Origin of the sequence: Variovorax sp. J22G73 (genome assembly GCF_030317035.1) — a bacterium.
Classification (GTDB): Bacteria; Pseudomonadota; Gammaproteobacteria; order Burkholderiales; family Burkholderiaceae_C; genus Variovorax.
The window spans coordinates 583,315-600,702 of record NZ_JASZYK010000002.1; the positions used below are offsets into that span (position 1 = coordinate 583,315).

At 69.0% G+C, this 17,388-nt stretch carries 13 protein-coding genes; 5 read left to right on the forward strand and 8 right to left on the reverse strand.

Translation table 11 applies throughout. From position 1 onward, the window contains the following. Window positions 1-15 precede the first annotated feature (15 nt). Genes QTI51_RS10725 through QTI51_RS10735 form a run of 3 tightly spaced genes read right to left on the reverse strand, consistent with a single transcriptional unit; the run spans window position 16 to window position 7,069 of the window. Entirely contained in the window at window positions 16-1,254 is a 1,239-nt protein-coding gene (locus tag QTI51_RS10725; RefSeq protein WP_116907382.1) for a TIGR03862 family flavoprotein, read from the reverse strand. After that, window positions 1,251-4,517 carry a UvrD-helicase domain-containing protein gene (locus tag QTI51_RS10730; protein WP_116907381.1) on the reverse strand — a complete coding sequence of 1,089 codons (3,267 nt, stop codon included), beginning with the start codon at window positions 4,515-4,517 and terminating at the stop codon, window positions 1,251-1,253. Before QTI51_RS10730 ends, QTI51_RS10725 begins: the two co-directional genes overlap by 4 nt. Further along, on the reverse strand, window positions 4,514-7,069 hold the full coding sequence (locus QTI51_RS10735; RefSeq protein WP_116907380.1) for a PD-(D/E)XK nuclease family protein: 2,556 nt from the start codon (window positions 7,067-7,069) through the stop codon (window positions 4,514-4,516). Before QTI51_RS10735 ends, QTI51_RS10730 begins: the two co-directional genes overlap by 4 nt. A 158-nt stretch (window positions 7,070-7,227) precedes the next feature. Between QTI51_RS10735 and trxA the strand changes: the two genes are divergently transcribed. Both trxA and rho read left to right on the forward strand, forming a co-directional pair. After that, window positions 7,228-7,560, forward strand: a complete 333-nt coding sequence (gene trxA / locus QTI51_RS10740) for a thioredoxin TrxA (RefSeq protein WP_042578306.1) — start codon at window positions 7,228-7,230, stop codon at window positions 7,558-7,560. A 179-nt stretch (window positions 7,561-7,739) separates the two neighbouring features. After that, window positions 7,740-9,005, forward strand: a complete 1,266-nt coding sequence (rho, locus tag QTI51_RS10745) for a transcription termination factor Rho (RefSeq protein WP_013540932.1) — start codon at window positions 7,740-7,742, stop codon at window positions 9,003-9,005. Window positions 9,006-9,059: 54 nt separating this feature from the next. Here the strand turns inward: rho and QTI51_RS10750 are convergent, their stop codons facing one another. After that, the gene (locus tag QTI51_RS10750) at window positions 9,060-10,127 is read right to left on the reverse strand and encodes an oxidoreductase (protein ID WP_116907379.1); all 1,068 of its coding nucleotides are present in this window, start codon (window positions 10,125-10,127) and stop codon (window positions 9,060-9,062) included. 180 nt (window positions 10,128-10,307) lie between these two features. Between QTI51_RS10750 and QTI51_RS10755 the strand changes: the two genes are divergently transcribed. The 3 genes from QTI51_RS10755 to QTI51_RS10765 all read left to right on the forward strand — a co-directional run bounded on the left by QTI51_RS10755 (window position 10,308) and on the right by QTI51_RS10765 (window position 13,741). Then, window positions 10,308-10,577: a type B 50S ribosomal protein L31 gene (locus QTI51_RS10755; protein WP_116907378.1), complete on the forward strand. Its 270-nt coding sequence runs from the start codon at window positions 10,308-10,310 to the stop codon at window positions 10,575-10,577. An 87-nt stretch (window positions 10,578-10,664) separates the two neighbouring features. After that, complete coding sequence (locus tag QTI51_RS10760; RefSeq protein WP_116907377.1) at window positions 10,665-12,401, forward strand: hypothetical protein; 1,737 nt, start codon at window positions 10,665-10,667, stop codon at window positions 12,399-12,401. Beyond that, window positions 12,398-13,741 (forward strand): MATE family efflux transporter, encoded by a 1,344-nt coding sequence (locus QTI51_RS10765; protein ID WP_116907376.1) that lies wholly within the window; start codon window positions 12,398-12,400, stop codon window positions 13,739-13,741. Before QTI51_RS10760 ends, QTI51_RS10765 begins: the two co-directional genes overlap by 4 nt. 35 nt (window positions 13,742-13,776) lie before the next feature. Here QTI51_RS10765 and phoR read toward each other — a convergent pair whose 3' ends face one another. From phoR to pstB, 4 genes are read right to left on the reverse strand one after another with little or no spacing between them, the layout of a single operon-like run. Next, window positions 13,777-15,117 (reverse strand): phosphate regulon sensor histidine kinase PhoR, encoded by a 1,341-nt coding sequence (gene phoR, locus QTI51_RS10770; RefSeq protein WP_116907375.1) that lies wholly within the window; start codon window positions 15,115-15,117, stop codon window positions 13,777-13,779. 50 nt (window positions 15,118-15,167) lie between these two features. Continuing rightward, the gene (gene phoB, locus QTI51_RS10775) at window positions 15,168-15,860 is read right to left on the reverse strand and encodes a phosphate regulon transcriptional regulator PhoB (protein ID WP_007836652.1); all 693 of its coding nucleotides are present in this window, start codon (window positions 15,858-15,860) and stop codon (window positions 15,168-15,170) included. A 28-nt stretch (window positions 15,861-15,888) separates the two neighbouring features. Next, the gene (gene phoU / locus QTI51_RS10780; RefSeq protein ID WP_093122816.1) at window positions 15,889-16,590 is read right to left on the reverse strand and encodes a phosphate signaling complex protein PhoU; all 702 of its coding nucleotides are present in this window, start codon (window positions 16,588-16,590) and stop codon (window positions 15,889-15,891) included. A gap of 10 nt (window positions 16,591-16,600) precedes the next feature. Further along, entirely contained in the window at window positions 16,601-17,383 is a 783-nt protein-coding gene (pstB, locus tag QTI51_RS10785) for a phosphate ABC transporter ATP-binding protein PstB (protein ID WP_116907374.1), read from the reverse strand. Between the last annotated feature and the right edge of the window lie 5 nt (window positions 17,384-17,388).

Here is a 17,388-nt window from a genome sequence, read left to right on the forward strand (position 1 = left end):
GAAAGCGCCTAAACGTCAAAGTCCCAGTTGCTGCATGGCACCGCGCGCCGCCGCGGCACCGCTGGCCATCGACGCCGTGAGCAGGTAGCCGCCGGTCGGCGCTTCCCAATCCAGCATTTCTCCCGCCACGAACACGCCCGGCAGCGCGTTGGCCATGAGCCGGGCATCGAGCGCGTCGAAACGCACGCCGCCGGCCGTGCTGATGGCTTCGTCGACCGGCCGCGTGGCGACCAGCTTCAGCGGCACGGCCTTGATCGTGGCGGCCAGCTGCGCGGCGTCCTGCATCGCCTCGCGGCCCAGGGCTTCGTGCAGGACGCCGGCCTTGATGCCTTCGAGCCCGAGCCGGCTCTTCAGGTGGCTGCTCAAGGAACGGGCACCGCGCGGATGCGTCACCGCGGCCAGCACCTGTTCGGCGCTGCGGTCGGGCAGGAGGTCGAGCAGCAGCGTGGCGCTGCCGTTCGCGGCGATCTCGTCGCGCAGCAGCGCCGACGCGGCATAGATCAGGCTGCCTTCGATGCCCGTCGCCGTGGCCACGAACTCGCCCTTGCGCGCAAAGTGCCGGCCCTGGCTGTCGGTGAACAAAACGGCGACCGACTTGAAAGGTTGCCCGGCGAAGCGGCTGGAGAAATGCTCGCTCCAGCCCGCGCCGTCGAAGCCTGAATTGGCGGCCAGCAGCGGCGCCACGTCCACGCCCTGGGCTTGCAGCCAGGGCGCCCAGGCGCCATCGGAGCCCAGCCGCGCCCAGCTCGCGCCGCCCAGCGCCAGCACCACGGCATCGGCCTTGGCCATGACCTCGCCAGCCGGCGTCGCGAAGCGCAGCGCGCCCAGGTCCAGCGTGCCGTCGCCCTGCCAGCGATGACGCATGTGAAATTGCACCCCGGCCGCGCGCAGCCGCTGCAGCCAGGCACGCAGCAGCGGCGCGGCCTTCATGTCGGTCGGAAACACACGCCCCGAGGTGCCAACGAAGGTTTCCACGCCCAGGCCGGCGGCCCAGTCGCGCACCTGCTGCGGGCCCAGCTGCGCGAGCATCGGCTCCAGCTGGGCGCGCCGCTCGCCGAAGCGGCTCATGAACACATCGAAGGGCTCGGAGTGCGTGAGGTTCAACCCGCCGCGCCCGGCCAGCAGGAACTTGCGGCCCACCGAGGGCATCGCGTCGTACACATGCACCTGCGCGCCGGAGGCGCCCAGTACTTCGGCCGCCATGAGGCCGGCGGGTCCGCCGCCGATCACGGCAACGGTAGGGGAAACAGTCATTCAAGATTTACCAGTTCGCCCTGCCCGGTCAGGAACGCGACGCGCACCGTGGCACCGGGGTAGGCATGTTGCACTGCGGCGCGGTAGCGCTGCATCTGTGCGATCAGCGCGGCATCCCGTTCGGGGCGCGCCGCGGATTTGTAGTCGAGGATCCACCAGGCGCCGCCGTCGCGCTCGCGCACCAGGCGGTCGATGCGCAGGGTTTCTCCTTCATGCACCAGCGTGACTTCGTTGCCATGCCAGTCGACCCTGCGATCGTCCCACACCCAGGCGCCCTCGCCCGCGCGGATGCGCTGGGCCAGCGCCGCGGCACCGCGTGCCTGCTGGGCGTCGAGCATGAACTCGCGGGCCGCGGCGCGCACGTGCGCCGCCGGCAGCGCCTCGCCGGGCACGGCCCATTCGAGCAGCCGGTGCATGGCCTGGCCGAAGGCCGCGGCGCGCGCATCGACGGTGGTGTCGACGGCTTTCTTCGCAGTCGCCGCTGGCGCATCGGACACGGCCACGGGCGCCGCGGGCATCTGCTTCATCGTGAACGTGGCGGCGCCGGCTTCCGTCGGCAATGCGACCAACGGCTCGTCGGCCTCGGTGGGTTCGCACAGCGGCTCCAGCCGCGCCCACCAGCTGCCTTCGTTCGCGCGCGCGGGCCGCACCGACGACAGCACCAGTCGCTCGCGCGCCCGGGTGGTCGCCACATAGAGGCCGTTGAGTTCCTCGCGGTGCCGCGCGCGCTGCTCTTCCTCGAGCAGCGAGGCCGCGCAGGCCGGCGGCGTCTTCTCGCTCGCGAGGAACACGAAGCGCGTGGGCGCGCTGTCACTGCCCTTCCATTCGACCAGCACACCCATGGTCTGGGCGCGCGGCGGCGGGGCGTCGCAGTCGAGCATCAGCACGGTGTTGGCTTCGAGGCCCTTGGCGCCGTGCACGGTCAGCAGCTGCACCGCGTCGGGCGCGGCCACGTTCGGCGCGCGCACGCCGCCGGCACGCAGCGCGCGCACCAGCGCGTAGGGCGTGACGAAGCGCGCCCCGTCGATGTCGAGCGACGCCGTCAGCACGCCGCGCAGGTTGGCCAGCGCGCCCTGGCGCATCGTGGCGGGCACCGCCGCGCCGAACCTGGCGAGCAGGTCGCCGTCGTGAAAGATGGCGTCGAGCGCATCGTGCGGCGGCAGCGTCATCAGCCAGCGTTGCCACTTCTTCAGCTTGACGCCTGCTTCGATGAGCACCGGCGGCAGGCTCTCGTCTTTCTGCACCAACGCGAACCAGCTGACCATGCCGCGCTCACGCTGGCGCAACGCCAGCTGCACGAGCGCCTCGTCGTCGATGCCGAACACGGGCGACTTGAGCGCGCGCGCCAGCGACAGGTCGTGCGCGGGAGAGACCAGCGCGTCGATCAGCGCGACCACGTCCTGCACCTCGGGCGCGTCGTACAGCTCGTTCTTCTCGGGCTGCTGCACGGGAATGTGGCGCTGGCGCAGCGCGTCCTGCATGGCGGAGAGCCGGCTGCGGCGGCGCGCCAGCACCATGATCTGCCGCGGCGGCGTGCCGTCGGCGATGCGTTGCGCGACCCATTGCGCGGCCTGCTCGCATTCTTTCTGCAGCAGTTGCTCCTCGGGCAGCACGCGCGGCGTGACCAGGCTGTCGCGCCAGTGCAGCATGCCGTCGTCGGCCGGTGCGGCGGCGCTGTCGCCGAGTGCGTCGCGCTCGATGGCCGGCAGCCTGAGCAGCTCGCCCTCGTCGCCGCGCTCGGTGGTGTGGGCGCGGTACCCGTCGAACTCGCCGGCGTCCTGCGCGGCCAGCATGGCCGTGTTGACCAGCCCGACCACGCCGCGTGCGTTGCGGTGCGTGTGGTCGCAGTTCAGCAGCTCGCCGCCCAGGCCTTCACGCACGAACTTCTTCGCGGCGATGAACACCTGCGGCTCAGCCCGCCGGAAGCGGTAGATGCTCTGCTTCGGGTCGCCCACGATGAACACGCGCGGCGCGCTGCTGCCCGCGCCCACGTAGGCGCTGAGCCAGCCGTAGAGCGCCTGCCACTGCAGCGGGTTGGTGTCCTGGAACTCGTCGATCAGCAGGTGCGCGATGCGTGCGTCCAGCCGCTCCTGCACCCAGCCCGACAGCGCCGACTGGCCCAGCAGCAGCTGCGCGGCCTGCTCGACGTCGTTCATGTCGACCCAGCCGTGGGCGCGCTTGACGTCTGCGAAGGCGGCGATCAGCAAGCGCGTGAGGCGCGTCATGCGCTGCTGGTAAAGCCAGGCGGCGTGCTGCGCCTGCGCGCCGCACAGCACCTGCAGCTCGGCCTCGGCCTCCTGGGCGGCCGGGAACTTCTGCAGGTTCTTGTTGAGCCGGTCTTCGGTCGCGACGAAGAAGCTCTTGCGCAACAGCGCAAGCGCGGCCGGCAGCGATTCGGCCGCGGGCTCGCCCGTGCCGAACACGTCGATGATGGCTTCGGCGGCCTTCTGCGGCGTCTTGTTCGACTCGCGCCCGAGCGCGGCGGCGCGGTCCAGCCAGCGGCGGCGCACCGGCTCGCCGCGCAGCGCGTCGGTCGGCTCTTGCAGCCCTTCGAGCGAAGGATAGAACGCGCTGAAGTGCTGCACGGCGTTTTCAGCGTCCGCCAGCGAGAACTCCACGCGCTTGGACAGCGCCTCGCCCAGGGCCTTGGCGGTCTGCGAGCGGCCGTGCGTGGCGACTACGGCGTAGTAGTCGGCCAGCGCGCCGCTGTCGGCGGTCACGGCTTCGAAGAACGGGCGCCACGTGTGGCCGCGCGCTTCGGCATCGTCTTCGAGCAGTTCGTAGTTCGAAGGCAGGCCCAGTTCACGGAGCACCGCGAGCGGCGCGTTGCGCAGCAGGCCCGCGAACCAGGCGTGGAAGGTGCGGAACTGCACGGGCCTGCCGCCTTCCAGCAAGCGCCGGTAGAGGCCCTTCAGGCGCGGCACCGCGGCGGCGGCGGCAGCCGGTTCGACACCGCGAATCACCAGCTCGCGCACCAGTTCTTCGGGCGTGCGCTCCGCGAAATCTTCGAGCCACTGGTCGAGCCGCTCGCGCATTTCGCCAGCCGCCTTCTTGGTGAAGGTGATGGCCAGGATCTCGTGCGGCTCGCAGGCGGAATCGCCCTCCTCCAGCAAGGCACGCAGGATGCGCGACACCAGCATCCAGGTCTTGCCCGCGCCGGCGCAGGCCTCGACGGCCACCGAGCGGCGCGGATCGCAGGCGACGGTGTAGAAGGCCTCGCGCGCGACGTGGCGGCCGTTGTGTTCATAGGCGGCGCCGTTCATTTCGAGAGTTCCCAGAAGTCCTTGCGGCACAGGCCGCGTGCCGCGCAGTAGTCGCACACGGCGCCCTCGCCCAGCGGGGGCAAGGCCGTGCCCTGCGCGATGCGCGAGAAGTCTTCGATGATGCCGGCCACCAGCGCGTCGCGCGCCTCGACCACGGCGGGCTGCTCGACGGTCTGCGTGCCGGAAGACTTCTCGCCCACGTTCACGTAGGCCGCGCGCAAGGTGTCGTCGGCCACCAGCGCGGCGTAGAACGCGAGCTGCGTGTCTTCGGTCGGGTCCTTGACGCGCTCCTTGGTCACCGACGACGACTCGGTCTTGTAGTCGATGACGAAGGCCTGCCCGTCGGGCATGCGGTCGATGCGGTCGAGCCGGCCGATCAGCCGCAGGTTGCCCAGCGCCTGCTCCTTCCAGGGTTCGGCCTCGACGAAGACGGCGCCGTTCGCCTCGTGGCCCGTGAGCCAGCCGAGGTAGCCGTCGCGCACCGCGGGCCATGCCGCGGCGAAGGGAAGGAACTCGGCGTCGGACAGCGCCATCTCGCGCGTGGCGCGCTGCGCGGCGGCCTCGATGAGCGCGAGGCGCTCTTGCGCGCCTTGGGTCGGCGTTTCGATCAGCGCCTCGTGGAAGTGGCCCAGCACGGCGTGCAGCCAGTTGCCGAAGTCGCGCTTGTCCACCTCGGCATCGAGCTCGTCGGCGCTGCGCAGGCCGAGCTGGCGCAGCGCGAAGAAGCGATACGGGCAGCGGCGCAGGTCTTCGTACACGCTGGTGGAGATGTTCTCCAGCGGCAGCAACGCGCCCGAAGGTTGCGGGCAGGCGGTCGGCTGCACGGGCACCTCGCGCGGCAGGCGCGGGTCGGCGGAAGGGGTCAGGAGGTGGTCGAGCCGCAGCGCCTGCACCAGCGGGCTCGGGCTGACCGGCTCGCCGGTGACGTCGGACTCGCGCCACAGCAGCTCGCAGCACGGGTTGCGCAAGGCCGCGGCCCAGGCGGCGCGCTGCGCGGCCTCGAGCACTTCCCGCAGAGGCAGGCCGAGCTCCATGCGCTGCGCCGCGCTCCAGTTGCCCGGCGGCTCGGGCGATGCGGGCAGGCGCCGGTCGTCGCACCCCGGAATGACCACGGCGCCGAACGCGCGGCCCAGCAGCTGGTACAGGGGCAGCACGACCACGCGCGGCGCCTGGTCGCCGGCGGGCGGCACGAAGCTGGCGTCTTCGAGCACGTCGCGGGCCCAGGCGGTGAACTCGGCCAGCGTGTGGCGGCCGCCGGGAAATTCTTCGTCGTCGCCGTGCGCGCCGGCATCGAGCCACAGCGCGCCGATGACCTTGCCGCCAGCAAAGTCGTCCACCAGCAGCTGCCAGTGGCCGCCCGCCTCGAGCAGTTCACGCAATGCCTGCAGCCATTCGGCCAGCGGACGCGCGCGCGCCATGGGCATGCGGCGCGCCTCGACGGCATCGGTGAAGGGCAGCAGCGCGACGTCCTGCGCCTTCTCGCTGCGCGCCACCAGCGAACACCAGGCCGACCAGTCGCGCAGGCCTTCGCGGCGCAACCGCGCCTCGAGCGTTTGCACGGTGGGGGCGTCGCCGTCGGCGCTGCCCTTGAGCCATTCGAGCACCTGGTCGCTGCCGGCGTCGTGTGCGCACGCCCGCAATGCGCTCATGAGCGTGGCGGCGGCGCGCGTGGTCGAGAGCTTCCAGCCGGTCTCGTCGTGCGTGACGACGCCTTGCGCGGCCAACTGGGCGTTGATGCGGCGGGTGAGCGCGCGATCGGTGGCAATCAGCGCGACGGGGGCGCGGTCTTCGGCCAGGTGGCGCAGCACGCAGGCGGCGGCGAGCTGGGCTTCGTCCTCAGGGTCGAGCGCCTCGTGGAACGCCGCGGGTTGCACAGGGGCGGCTGCCGGCACGAGCGAGAAACGCAGCGCGTCGTCACCCCACAGCGCGCACAGCGACTGGGTGAGCGGATCGGTCTGGAAGCCTTCGAGCACGATCAATGCATCGACCTGCGCACGCGTCGAGTCGCGCAGCAGCACGTCGGTGGCGTAGCCCGAGGTGGAGACCCACGCGACCGCGATGCGGATCAGCGCGCTTTCGGTGCGGAACCACTCCGACTCGCTGCCCGCCTCGGCCACGCCCGCCGCACGCTGCGCCCAGGCGCCGACGCGTTCCTCGGGCGTCACGGCCGCGGCCAGCGGTGCCAGTTGGTAGGCCAGCTCGACCACGCGGCCGGCCAGGGCGAAGCGTTCTGCGGCGAAGCCGGACTGCGAAAGCAGCGCCTGCGCGGTGACCAGGTCGCGCGCCATGTCATGTGCGATGTCGTAGCCGGTGGCCACGAAGCCGCCCGCGCTGCGCGCCCAGTTGTGCGTGGTCTCGAAGCGCGGCACGAAGCCGGGACTGCCGCAACGCGCCCACATGGCGCGGGCCACGCCCATCAATTGCGCGTAGGGCACCAGCACCACGGTGCGCGCGGCGTGCAGCCGGCGCTCGGCGAGCGTGCGGACGATGCGCGCGACGACGCCGTCGGCGGGGTCGCACCACAGGGCCTGGACGGGGTGGCCTTCGTTCATGTTCTATAGAGGGAATTCGGGAGCGTGGGGACGTGATGCGCAAGGGCTTTGGCTATCGGCGCCATAGCGTCCCGCACGGCACGCCACCCCTTGGTTTCTGTCACAATGACCAGCACTTTAGCTGCACCGAAACTCTCTGCGCACCAAGGACACATCACATGGCCAGCGAACTCATCAAACACATCTCCGATTCCTCTTTCGAGGCCGACGTGCTCAAGTCCAGCCAGCCCGTGCTGGTCGACTACTGGGCCGAATGGTGCGGCCCCTGCAAGATGATCGCCCCGATCCTCGACGAAGTGTCGGCCACCTACGAAGGCAAGCTGCAGATCGCCAAGCTGAACGTGGACGAGAACCGCGACATCCCCGCCAAGTTCGGCATCCGCGGCATCCCCACGCTGATGCTCTTCAAGGACGGCCAGCTGGCCGCCACCAAGGTCGGCGCCATGAGCAAGGCGCAACTCACGGCCTTCATCGACCAGCAACTCGCCTGAGCGATTTCAACCGGCCAGCGCGCAATGCGTTGGCCGGCGCGTTTTTCCTGTCATAATCTCCCACAGATCACCGGCCCTTTCAGGCAACCGGTTCGAGTTCCCCGGTTAGTGAAGCACTTCTCGCTTCACATTCAACCTCCCCCCGTTTTCCGTTCGATTACCCCGCGAGGGGTCATTCCATGCACTTAAACGAACTCAAGGCACTCCACGTGTCTGAAGTCCTCAAGCAAGCTGAAGCGCTTGAGATCGAAAACGTCGGCCGCATGCGCAAGCAGGAGCTGATGTTCGCGATCATCAAGAAGCGCGCCAAGGCGGGCGAGCAGGTCTTCGCAGACGGCGTGCTCGAAATCCTGCCGGACGGCTTCGGCTTCCTGCGCAGCCCCGACACCAGCTTCACGGCCAGCACGGACGACATCTACATCTCGCCCAGCCAGGTGCGCCGCTTCAACCTGCACACCGGCGACATGATCGAAGGCGAAGTGCGCACGCCCAAGGACGGCGAACGCTACTTCGCGCTGACCAAGCTCGACAAGGTCAACGACGGTCCGCCCGAGCAGAACAAGCACAAGGTGATGTTCGAAAACCTGACGCCCCTGTTCCCCAAGGAACAGATGAAGCTGGAACGCGACGGCGTCAAGGGCGAAGAGAACATCACGGGCCGCATCATCGACATCATCGCCCCCATCGGCAAAGGCCAGCGTGCCCTGCTGGTGGCGCCGCCCAAGAGCGGCAAGACGGTGATGATGCAGCACATCGCCCACGCCATCAGCGCCAACTACCCCGACGTGCACATGATGGTGCTGCTCGTGGACGAGCGCCCTGAAGAAGTGACCGAAATGCAGCGCACGGTGAAGGGCGAGGTCATTGCCTCGACCTTCGACGAGCCCGCAGCGCGCCACGTGCACGTCGCCGAAATGGTGATCGAGCGCGCCAAGCGCCTGGTCGAACTCAAGAAGGACGTGGTGATCCTGCTCGACTCGATCACCCGCCTGGCCCGCGCCTACAACAACGTCGTGCCCTCGTCGGGCAAGGTGCTGACCGGCGGTGTCGACTCCAACGCCCTGCAACGCCCCAAGCGCTTCCTGGGCGCCGCGCGCAACGTGGAAGAAGGCGGCTCGCTGACCATCATCGGCACCGCGCTGATCGACACCGGCAGCCGCATGGACGAAGTGATCTTCGAAGAGTTCAAGGGCACCGGCAACTCTGAAATCCACCTCGACCGCCGCCTGTACGAAAAGCGCGTGTTCCCGTCGATCCAGCTCAACCGCAGCGGCACGCGCCGCGAAGAGCTGCTGCTGGCGCCCGAGATCCTGCAGAAGACCCGCATCCTGCGCCAGCTCATGTACAACATGGACGAGATCGAGTCGATGGAGCTGATGCTCAAGAACATGAAGGCGACCAAGACCAATGTCGAGTTCTTCGACATGATGCGTCGCGGCGGCTGAGCACCACGCTCTTCCGCAAAAGCGCGTCGGCCCTCACGGGTCGACGCGCTTTTTTCATGGGCGCTCGATGCGGATGGCGCGGCCTTCCGCGGCACTCTGGCGGCCGATGTCGAGCAGTTCCATGAGCGCAACGGCCTGCTCGGACGGAACAGGGTTGGGCCCGACGCCCAGGATCGCATCGCGCACCGCGGCGTAGTAATCGACATAGTTGCCCGCGCGCGTGGGCACGGGGCGTCTACTTGTCACGCCGTCGGTGCCGATCAGCGTGAGTTCGCCGTCCAGCGGATCGGCACCCCAACCTTCGGCCGGCGGCCGCTGCCCGTCGCGCAGCGCGTCTTCCTGCGTATCGACACCGTGCTTGACGTAGCTCCCCCGCGTGCCATGGACGATGTAGCGTGGCGCGGCATGCGCGGCCAGCGTCGTCGAATGCAGCACCACGCGCAAAGGCGCATGCGGGCCGCTTTCGTAACGCAGCACCGCATGAAAATAGTCCTCGACCACCGCGCCATCGCGCAAGACGGCGGTGTCGAGCTGGAGCGTGTCGGGCCGGCCGAACAGTTGCACGGCTTGGTCGACCAGATGCGCCCCCAGGTCCACCCAGAGTCCCGAACCCGGCACCGCCTGCTCGCGCCAGCGCACCTTCACCTCGGGCCGGAAGCGGTCGAAATGCGATTCCAGGTATACGACGCGGCCCAGTTCGCCACTGGCCAGCAGGTCTTTCAAGGTCAGGAAATCGGCGTCGAATCGACGGTTCTGGTAGACCGACAGCAATCGATTGTTGCGCGAAGCCAACAGCTCAAGCTCCAGCGCCTGCGCGACATCGAGCGTGAACGGCTTGTCGACCACCACGTGCTTGCCGGCCTCCAGCGCCGCCTTGGCGACGGGATGGTGCTGCTCGTTCGGCGTCGCGACCACGACCAGGTCGATGTCCGCCCGCGCGACCAGCGCCACCACGTCGGGCACCACCGCCACGCCGGGCCAGTCCGCATGAACCTTGTGCGGCTGCGAACTGGCCACCGCCGCCAACGCGAGCCCGGGCACGGCGGACAGCACCGGCGCATGGAAGGTCTGGCCGGCAAAGCCATAGCCGACGAGGCCGGCGCGCAGGGGTCTGGAGGTCATGGAAGGGGCCGGTTTGCTCTGAAAAGGGGCAGTATGCGATAATCATGGGCTCCGCGAAAAGTGCGGCTGGGCAGCGTCGCCCGGCTCCCCAGGCTTCCCTGGGGCGGCTTGCCAGATCTGGCAAGCCGGTGGCTCTCGCATCGACCGCGCATTGATTCCAACAGCGCAAAAGGAAAGACCATGGCAAAAGAAGGCATCCACCCCAATTACCGCGACATCCTGTTCGTCGACATGTCGAACGGCTTCAAGTTCGTGACCCGTTCGTGCGCGAACACCAAGGAAATGGGCAAGACCGATGACGGTCGCGAGCTGCCCCTGTTCAAGTTGGACACCACCAGCGAATCGCACCCGTTCTACACCGGCACGCAAAAGTCGGTCGACAACATGGGCGGTCGCGTCGAGAAGTTCCGCAACCGCTTCGGCAAGACCACCGGCGCTGCTTCGAAGTAAGACACGCGCCTTGGCGTCGAGGGCAGCCCGGTTTACCGCGCTGCCCTTTTTCATTTTGAATCCCCCGCAACCTCTGCCTCCCGCCTTTTGAACCAGCCCACTCCCGCGATCGTTGCCCAGAGCGCCGTGCGCCGCCTGCCGCGCATCGCGTTGCTCCTGCTGTGCGCGGCCTACCTGCTGCCGGGCCTTGTCGGCCGGGGTCCGTGGAAAAGCGCCGACATCACCGCCTTCGGCTACATGGCCGAACTGGCCCGCAGCACCGAAGGCATCGCGCGCTGGTTCGACCCCATGCTGCTGGGCCTGCGTCCCGAAACGCCCGCGCTGGTTCCCTACTGGATCGGCGCCCTGGCCATCAAGATCGCCCCGTCGTGGCTGAACCCCGACCTGGCGGTGCGCATCGTGTTCGCGTTCCTGCTGTGGGGCACGTTCACCGCCACCTGGTACGCCGTTTATTACCTCGCCCGCACCGCGCGCGCCCAGCCCGTGGCGTTCGCCTTCGGCGGCGAGGCGCGCCCGACCGATTACGCACGCGCCATCGCCGATGGCGGCCTGCTCGCGCTGATCGCCTGCCTGGGCCTGGCCCAGCTCGGCCATGAAACCACGCCGGCGCTGGCGCAGCTGTTCTTCGCCTCGCACCTGTTCTACGGCGTGGCCGCCCTTCCTTATCGCCGCGCCGGCCCGGTCACGGCGCTGGTGGTCGGCACCCTGGGCATCACGCTGAGCGGCGCGCCCACGGTCGGCCTTGCGCTGGCCATCGGCAGCGCGCTGTACATCGCCTACGAGCGCCGGCTCGACGCCCGCTCGCGCAACGACGCACTCGGCACCGACGACAACGGCCCGGGCTACACGCGCGGCGCCTTGCTCACGATGGTCGGCGTCACCGTGCTGGCGGTGGTGCTGGTGTTCGGCCTGAAGCTGGAGCAATGGAAGATCACCATGACCGGCGGCTCGGTGCTCGGCGACGTACGCAGCCAGGCCAAGCTGCTGCTGTGGTTCACCTGGCCGGTGTGGCCGCTGGCCCTGTGGACGCTGTGGCGCTGGCGGCGCCAGCTCACGGCGCGCCATGTGGCGCTGCCCTTCTGGTTCGCGCTGGTGCCGCTGGCCGCCACCTGGAGCACCGACTTCTCAGATCGCTCGCTGCTGCTCGCCCTGCCCGCCTTCGCCACGCTCGCGGCCTTTGCGCTGCCCACCTTCCGGCGCAGCGCGGCGGCGCTGATCGACTGGTTCAACGTGCTGTTCTTCAGCGGCCTGGCCGTGCTGGGCTGGGTCTACTGGATCGCCATGCAGACCGGCGTGCCGCCCAAGCCGGCCGCCAGCGTGGCGCGTCTGGTGCCGGGCTTCGTGCCCGAGCTGTCGCCCATAGCCGTCGTGCTGGCGGTGGCCGCGACCATCGCGTGGTGCTGGCTGGTGCGCTGGCGCACGGGCCGCCACCGCGCCGCGCTGTGGAAGACGCTGGTGCTGCCGGCCGGCGGCACCGCGCTGTGCTGGATGCTGCTCATGACGCTGTGGCTGCCGCCCATCGACTACGCGCGCAGCTATGTGCCGCAGGTCAACGCGGTGGTCGATCGTGTCGGCAAGAACGGCTGCGTGGCCGAGCTCGCCCTGAGCCGCGCGCACATCGCCGCGCTGCGCCACCACGGCCAGCTCGACGTGAAGCCGCTGCTGCTCGACAACACCTGCCCCTGGCTGTTGGCCAGCCCCGAGACCATCGAGCGGCTGCACACCATCATCCCGTTCGACCAATGGCGCTTCGCGGGCACGCTGCGCCGCCCCAGCAGCGCCGCCGACGACCTCCTGCTCTACCAGAAGATCACGCCGCAGTGAGTGGCGAACGCAGCCTGATCGCGCGGCACGCCGGCACGGTGCTGGTCGGCCAGCTCGCCGTGATGGCCTTCGGCGTGACCGACACCATCATCGCGGGCCGCTATTCGGAGCACGCGCTGGCCGCGCTGTCGGTGGGTGCGGCCGTGTTCATCAGCGTCTACGTGTCGCTGATGGGCGTGCTGCAGGCGCTGCTGCCGGTCTGGGCCGAGCTCCATGGCGCCGGCCGCGGCAGCGAGGTAGGCCGCTCGGTGCGCCAGTCGCTGTACCTGGCCGGCATTGCGATCGTGATCGGCATGGCGGTGCTGCTGTCGCCCGGCGCGGTGCTGCAGTGGACGCAGGTGCCGCCCGAGATGCGCGCCGAGGTCGAGGCCTACCTCATCGTGCTGGCCTTCGGGCTGGCGCCCGCCCTGCTGTTCCGGCTTTTCAGCACGCTCAACCAGAGCCTGGGCAAGCCGCAGCTCGTGACCTGGCTGCAGCTGGGCTCGCTGCTCGTGAAGCTGCCGCTGTCGGTGTGGTTCACCTTCGGCGGCGCGGGCCTGCCGGCCATGGGGCTGGTCGGCTGCGGCTGGGCCACGCTGTGCGTCAACTGGGCGATGCTGCTGTGCGCCGTCTGGCTGCTGCGCAGCAGCCCGCTGTACACCGGCTACCGGCTGTGGCAACGCCCCGAGCCGCCCGACTGGCACACCATTCGCCACTTCGCGCGTTTGGGCGTGCCCGCGGGCCTGGCGGTGCTGGTGGAGGTGACCTCGTTCACGCTGATGGCGCTGTTCATCGCCCGCCTGGGCACCGCGGCGGCCGCCGCGCACCAGATCGCCGCCAACCTGATGGCGGTGGCGTACATGGTGCCGCTGTCGCTGTCGATCGCGACCAGCGCGCGCGTGAGCTTCTGGCTCGGCGCAGGCGACGTGGCCAAGGCCCGGCATGTGTGCCGGCTGGGCTTCGAGCTGACGGTGATGTGCGCGCTGCTCTTCGCCACGGCCATGGTCACGCTGCGCTCGCAGCTTGCCAACGTGTATTCCGATAACCCCGCCGTGGTCGCGCTGGCCGCGGCGCTGCTGTTGCCCGTGGCGGCCTTTCACCTGTCGGACGCCATGCAGACGCTGTGCGTGTTCGTGCTGCGCTGCTACCGCGTCACGCTGGCGCCGCTGCTCATCTACTGCACGATGCTCTGGGGCCTCGGCCTTGGCGGCAGCTACCTGCTGGCATACCGCGGCCTGGGGCCCTGGGCGGCCATGCAGTCGCCGCTGGCGTTCTGGATCATGAGCGCGGGGGCGCTGGCGCTGACGGCGACCATGTTCATCGCGCTGCTGCGCCACACGATGGCGAAGCGAACGGCTTGAAGCAGGCGGCCTGAACGAAGCCGGGCGCGCCGCGTCTACTTGACCAGCACGCGTGCTTCCCGCACGCGCGTCGCGGGGAACACCAGCGCAAAGCGCGAGCCCTTGCCCACCGCGCTTTCGATGCGCAGCTCCGCGCCATGGCGCTGCGCAATGTGCTTCACGATCGCCAGGCCCAGGCCGGTGCCGCCGGTTTCGCGCGAGCGGCTGCGGTCGATGCGGTAGAAGCGCTCCGTCAGCCGCGGGATGTGTTCCGCGGCAATGCCCGGGCCCGTGTCCTTCACCGCGTATTCGCCGCGCCCGTCGGGCAGCACGCGCCAGCTCACGGCCACCTCGCCGCCGCCCGGCGTGTAGCGGATGGCGTTGCTCAGCAGGTTCGACATGGCGCTTTGCAGCTCGGTCGGCGCGCCCGACACCTCGGACTCCGCATCGATGGTGAAAGACAGGCGGTGCCCCAGCGGCGCCAGCCGCCCCGACAGGCCGCGCCCCTCGTCCTCGCAATGCGCGAGCAGCGCGCGAATGCGGATCCACTGGTTGCCCGAAGGCGCCGCGCTGCCTTCCAGCCGCGACAGCGTCAGCAGGTCGTTCACCAGCGTTTCCATGCGGTGCGACTGCTGGCCCATCAGCGCCAGGTAGCGCGTGCGCTCGTCCGCATCCAATGGCAGGTTCTGCAGCGTCTCGACGAAACCCGCCAGCACCGTCAGCGGCGTGCGGATTTCATGCGACACGTTCGCCACGAAGTCGCGCCGCATCGCCTCGGCCTGTTCCAGCGCGGTGATGTCGCGCGTGAGCAGCATGCGGCGGTTGCCCGCGTAGGGGTGCACCTGCACCGACAGCCGCACCGCGTGGCCGCGCTGGTGGGCATGGTGCCCGATGCCGGGCGCGTCGATGACCACGTCGCGGCTGTAGTTCCAGGAGGCGAGGTAGGCCACGAAGGCCGGGTCGCGCACCAGGTTGGCCAGGTGCTGCGCCAGGTCGCGTTCGGCGTCGATGCCGAACTGCGCGGCCGCCGTCTGGTTGCACCACTCGATGCGGCCGTGCTCGTCGAGCAGCACCACGCCGTTGGGCGAGGCCTGGATGGCGGCCAGGAATTCCTGCAGCCGGTCTTCGGCCTGGCGGGTCTGCTGCTCGCGTTCGCGCAGCAGCTTGCGAATGCGCTCCGACAGCTCACCCCACACGCCCGGCGCGCGCGTCGGCAGGCCGGCTGCGTCGTTGCGCAGCACCTGCAGCAGGCGCTCGGCGCGCCAGGCGTCGAGCGCCAGCCACACCACCGCGCCCAGCCACGCGCCCATCCAGCCGAACTTCCAGCCGAAAGCAGCGACAGCGCCCGCCGCTATTGCGAGGGACGCTATTAAAAAAGTAGCAATGCGAAAAGGCATGGCGGGCGATTATCCGCGCCCGCCAGCGAACGACGCCGGGGCGACGGCGCTCAGACCGTGACTTGGGCCGTCAGGCGATAGCCCGCGCCGCGCACGGTTTCCACCATGGGAGCGGCCGCGCCCAGCGACTCGCGCAGGCGCTTGACGTGCACGTCGACCGTGCGTTCCTCGATGTACACGTGGTCGCCCCACACCTTGTCGAGCAGTTGCGCCCGGCTGTGCACGCGCTCGGCGTGCTGCATCAGGTAGGCCAGCAGCTTGAACTCGGTCGGGCCGACCTTCAGCGCGCCGCCCTGCCAGGTCACGCGGTGGGTGGAGGTGTCGAGCGCGAGCTCGCCGATTTCCACGCGCTCGGTGACCACTTCAGGGGCCCGGCGGCGCAGCACCGCACGGATGCGGGCCAGCATTTCCTGGGTGGAAAAGGGCTTGGTGATGTAGTCGTCGGCGCCAGCGTCCAGCCCGGCCACCTTGTCGGGCTCGTCGCCGCGCGCGGTCAGCATCAGGATCGGAATGGCCTTGGTGCGCGGGTCCTTGCGCCACTGGCGCGCGAGCTGCAGGCCGCTCTGGCCGGGCAGCATCCAGTCGAGCAGGATCAGGTCCGGCAAGAACGCATCGATCTCGCGCTGGGCCGCGGCACCGTCTTCCGACCAGATCGGCTCGAAGCCGTTGTGGCGCAGGTTGACGGCGATCAGCTCGGCGATCGAGGACTCGTCTTCGACGATCAGGACTCTGGGTTTCTTCATGCTTTTTTGGGGAGTCTTGCCGCCGGGGTCACTGCAGCGCGGACTCGATTTCCTGCATCGAAGTGTGCCGCACATCGGCGCCCTTGACGATGTAGATGATGAACTCGGCGATGTTCTTCGCGTGGTCGCCGATGCGTTCGATCGCCTTGGCCAGGAACAGCAGGTCCAGGCTGGCGGAGATGGTGCGCGGGTCTTCCATCATGTAGGTGACCAGCTTGCGCACGAAGCCGTCGAACTCCTTGTCGATCAGGTCGTCGTCCTTCAGGATCGACAGCGCGGCCGCGGTGTCCAGGCGCGCGAAGGCGTCCAGCGCCGTGCGCAGCAGGCCCGAGGCCAGGTCGGCCGCGATGCGCAGCTCGGTGGTGGGCAGCTGGCGCGCCGAGCCGCTCTCGATGATCGACTTGACCATGCGCGCGATCTTGTTGGCCTCGTCGCCCACGCGCTCGAGGTTGGCCGTGGTCTTGCTGATGGCGATCAGCAGGCGCAGGTCGCGCGCGGTCGGCTGGCGGCGCGCGATGATGGACGACAGCTCGCGGTCGATGTCGATTTCCATCGCGTTCACGCGGTGCTCGGTTTCCATCACGCGGTCGGCCGCGTCGGCGTCGAACTGCAGCAGCGCGTACACGGCCTGGTGAATCTGCGACTCGACCATGCCGCCGAGTTCCATCACGCGCGACGACACGCCGTTGAGTTCGCTGTCGAACTGGCTGGACAAGTGTTTTTCAGTCATGGTTGTCTCCTTAGCCGAAACGGCCGGTGATGTAGTCCTCGGTCTCCTTGCGCTGCGGCTTGAAGAACATCTGTTCCGTGGCGCCGAACTCGATCAGGTCGCCCAGGTACATGTAGGCGGTGTAGTCGCTGCAGCGGGCGGCCTGCTGCATGTTATGCGTCACGATGACCACCGTGTACTCGTTCTTCAGCTCGGCGATCAGCTCTTCGATCTTCGCGGTGGAAATCGGGTCCAGCGCCGAGCAGGGTTCGTCCAGCAGGAGCACTTCGGGCTTGATCGCGATGCCGCGCGCAATGCACAGGCGCTGCTGCTGGCCGCCGGAAAGGCCCGAGCCGCTTTGCTGCAGCTTGTCGCGCACTTCGGTCCACAGGGCGGCCTTCTTCAGGGCCCATTCGACGCGGTCGTCCATGTCGCTGGAGGAGAGGTTCTCGAACAGCTTCACGCCGAAGGCGATGTTGTCGTAGATCGACATCGGGAACGGCGTGGGCTTCTGGAACACCATGCCGACCTTGGCGCGGATGAGCGCCACGTCCTGCTTGGAGGTCAGCAGGTTCTCGCCGTCCAGCGCGATCGTGCCTTCGGCACGCTGCTCGGGGTACAGCTCGAACATGCGGTTGAAGGTGCGCAGCAGGGTCGACTTGCCGCAGCCCGACGGACCGATGAAGGCCGTGACCTTGTTCTCGGGAATCTCGAGGTTGATGCCCTTGAGCGCGTGGAACTTGCCGTAGTAGAAGTTCAGGTCCTTGACCGAGATCTTCGAGCGCGACGGTTGTTGTGCGACGGTGTTTGGCATGTTGG

Excerpts from the sequence above, each read along its gene's own strand:
- QTI51_RS10725 (WP_116907382.1), bottom strand. The coding sequence starts at position 1,254 with ATGACTGTTTCCCCTACCGTTGCCGTGATCGGCGGCGGACCCGCCGGC.
- QTI51_RS10730 (WP_116907381.1), bottom strand. The coding sequence starts at position 4,517 with ATGAACGGCGCCGCCTATGAACACAACGGCCGCCACGTCGCGCGCGAG.
- QTI51_RS10735 (WP_116907380.1), bottom strand. The coding sequence starts at position 7,069 with ATGAACGAAGGCCACCCCGTCCAGGCCCTGTGGTGCGACCCCGCCGAC.
- trxA (WP_042578306.1), top strand. The coding sequence starts at position 7,228 with ATGGCCAGCGAACTCATCAAACACATCTCCGATTCCTCTTTCGAGGCC.
- rho (WP_013540932.1), top strand. The coding sequence starts at position 7,740 with ATGCACTTAAACGAACTCAAGGCACTCCACGTGTCTGAAGTCCTCAAG.
- QTI51_RS10750 (WP_116907379.1), bottom strand. The coding sequence starts at position 10,127 with ATGACCTCCAGACCCCTGCGCGCCGGCCTCGTCGGCTATGGCTTTGCC.
- QTI51_RS10755 (WP_116907378.1), top strand. The coding sequence starts at position 10,308 with ATGGCAAAAGAAGGCATCCACCCCAATTACCGCGACATCCTGTTCGTC.
- phoR (WP_116907375.1), bottom strand. The coding sequence starts at position 15,117 with ATGCCTTTTCGCATTGCTACTTTTTTAATAGCGTCCCTCGCAATAGCG.
- phoB (WP_007836652.1), bottom strand. The coding sequence starts at position 15,860 with ATGAAGAAACCCAGAGTCCTGATCGTCGAAGACGAGTCCTCGATCGCC.
- phoU (WP_093122816.1), bottom strand. The coding sequence starts at position 16,590 with ATGACTGAAAAACACTTGTCCAGCCAGTTCGACAGCGAACTCAACGGC.
- pstB (WP_116907374.1), bottom strand. The coding sequence starts at position 17,383 with ATGCCAAACACCGTCGCACAACAACCGTCGCGCTCGAAGATCTCGGTC.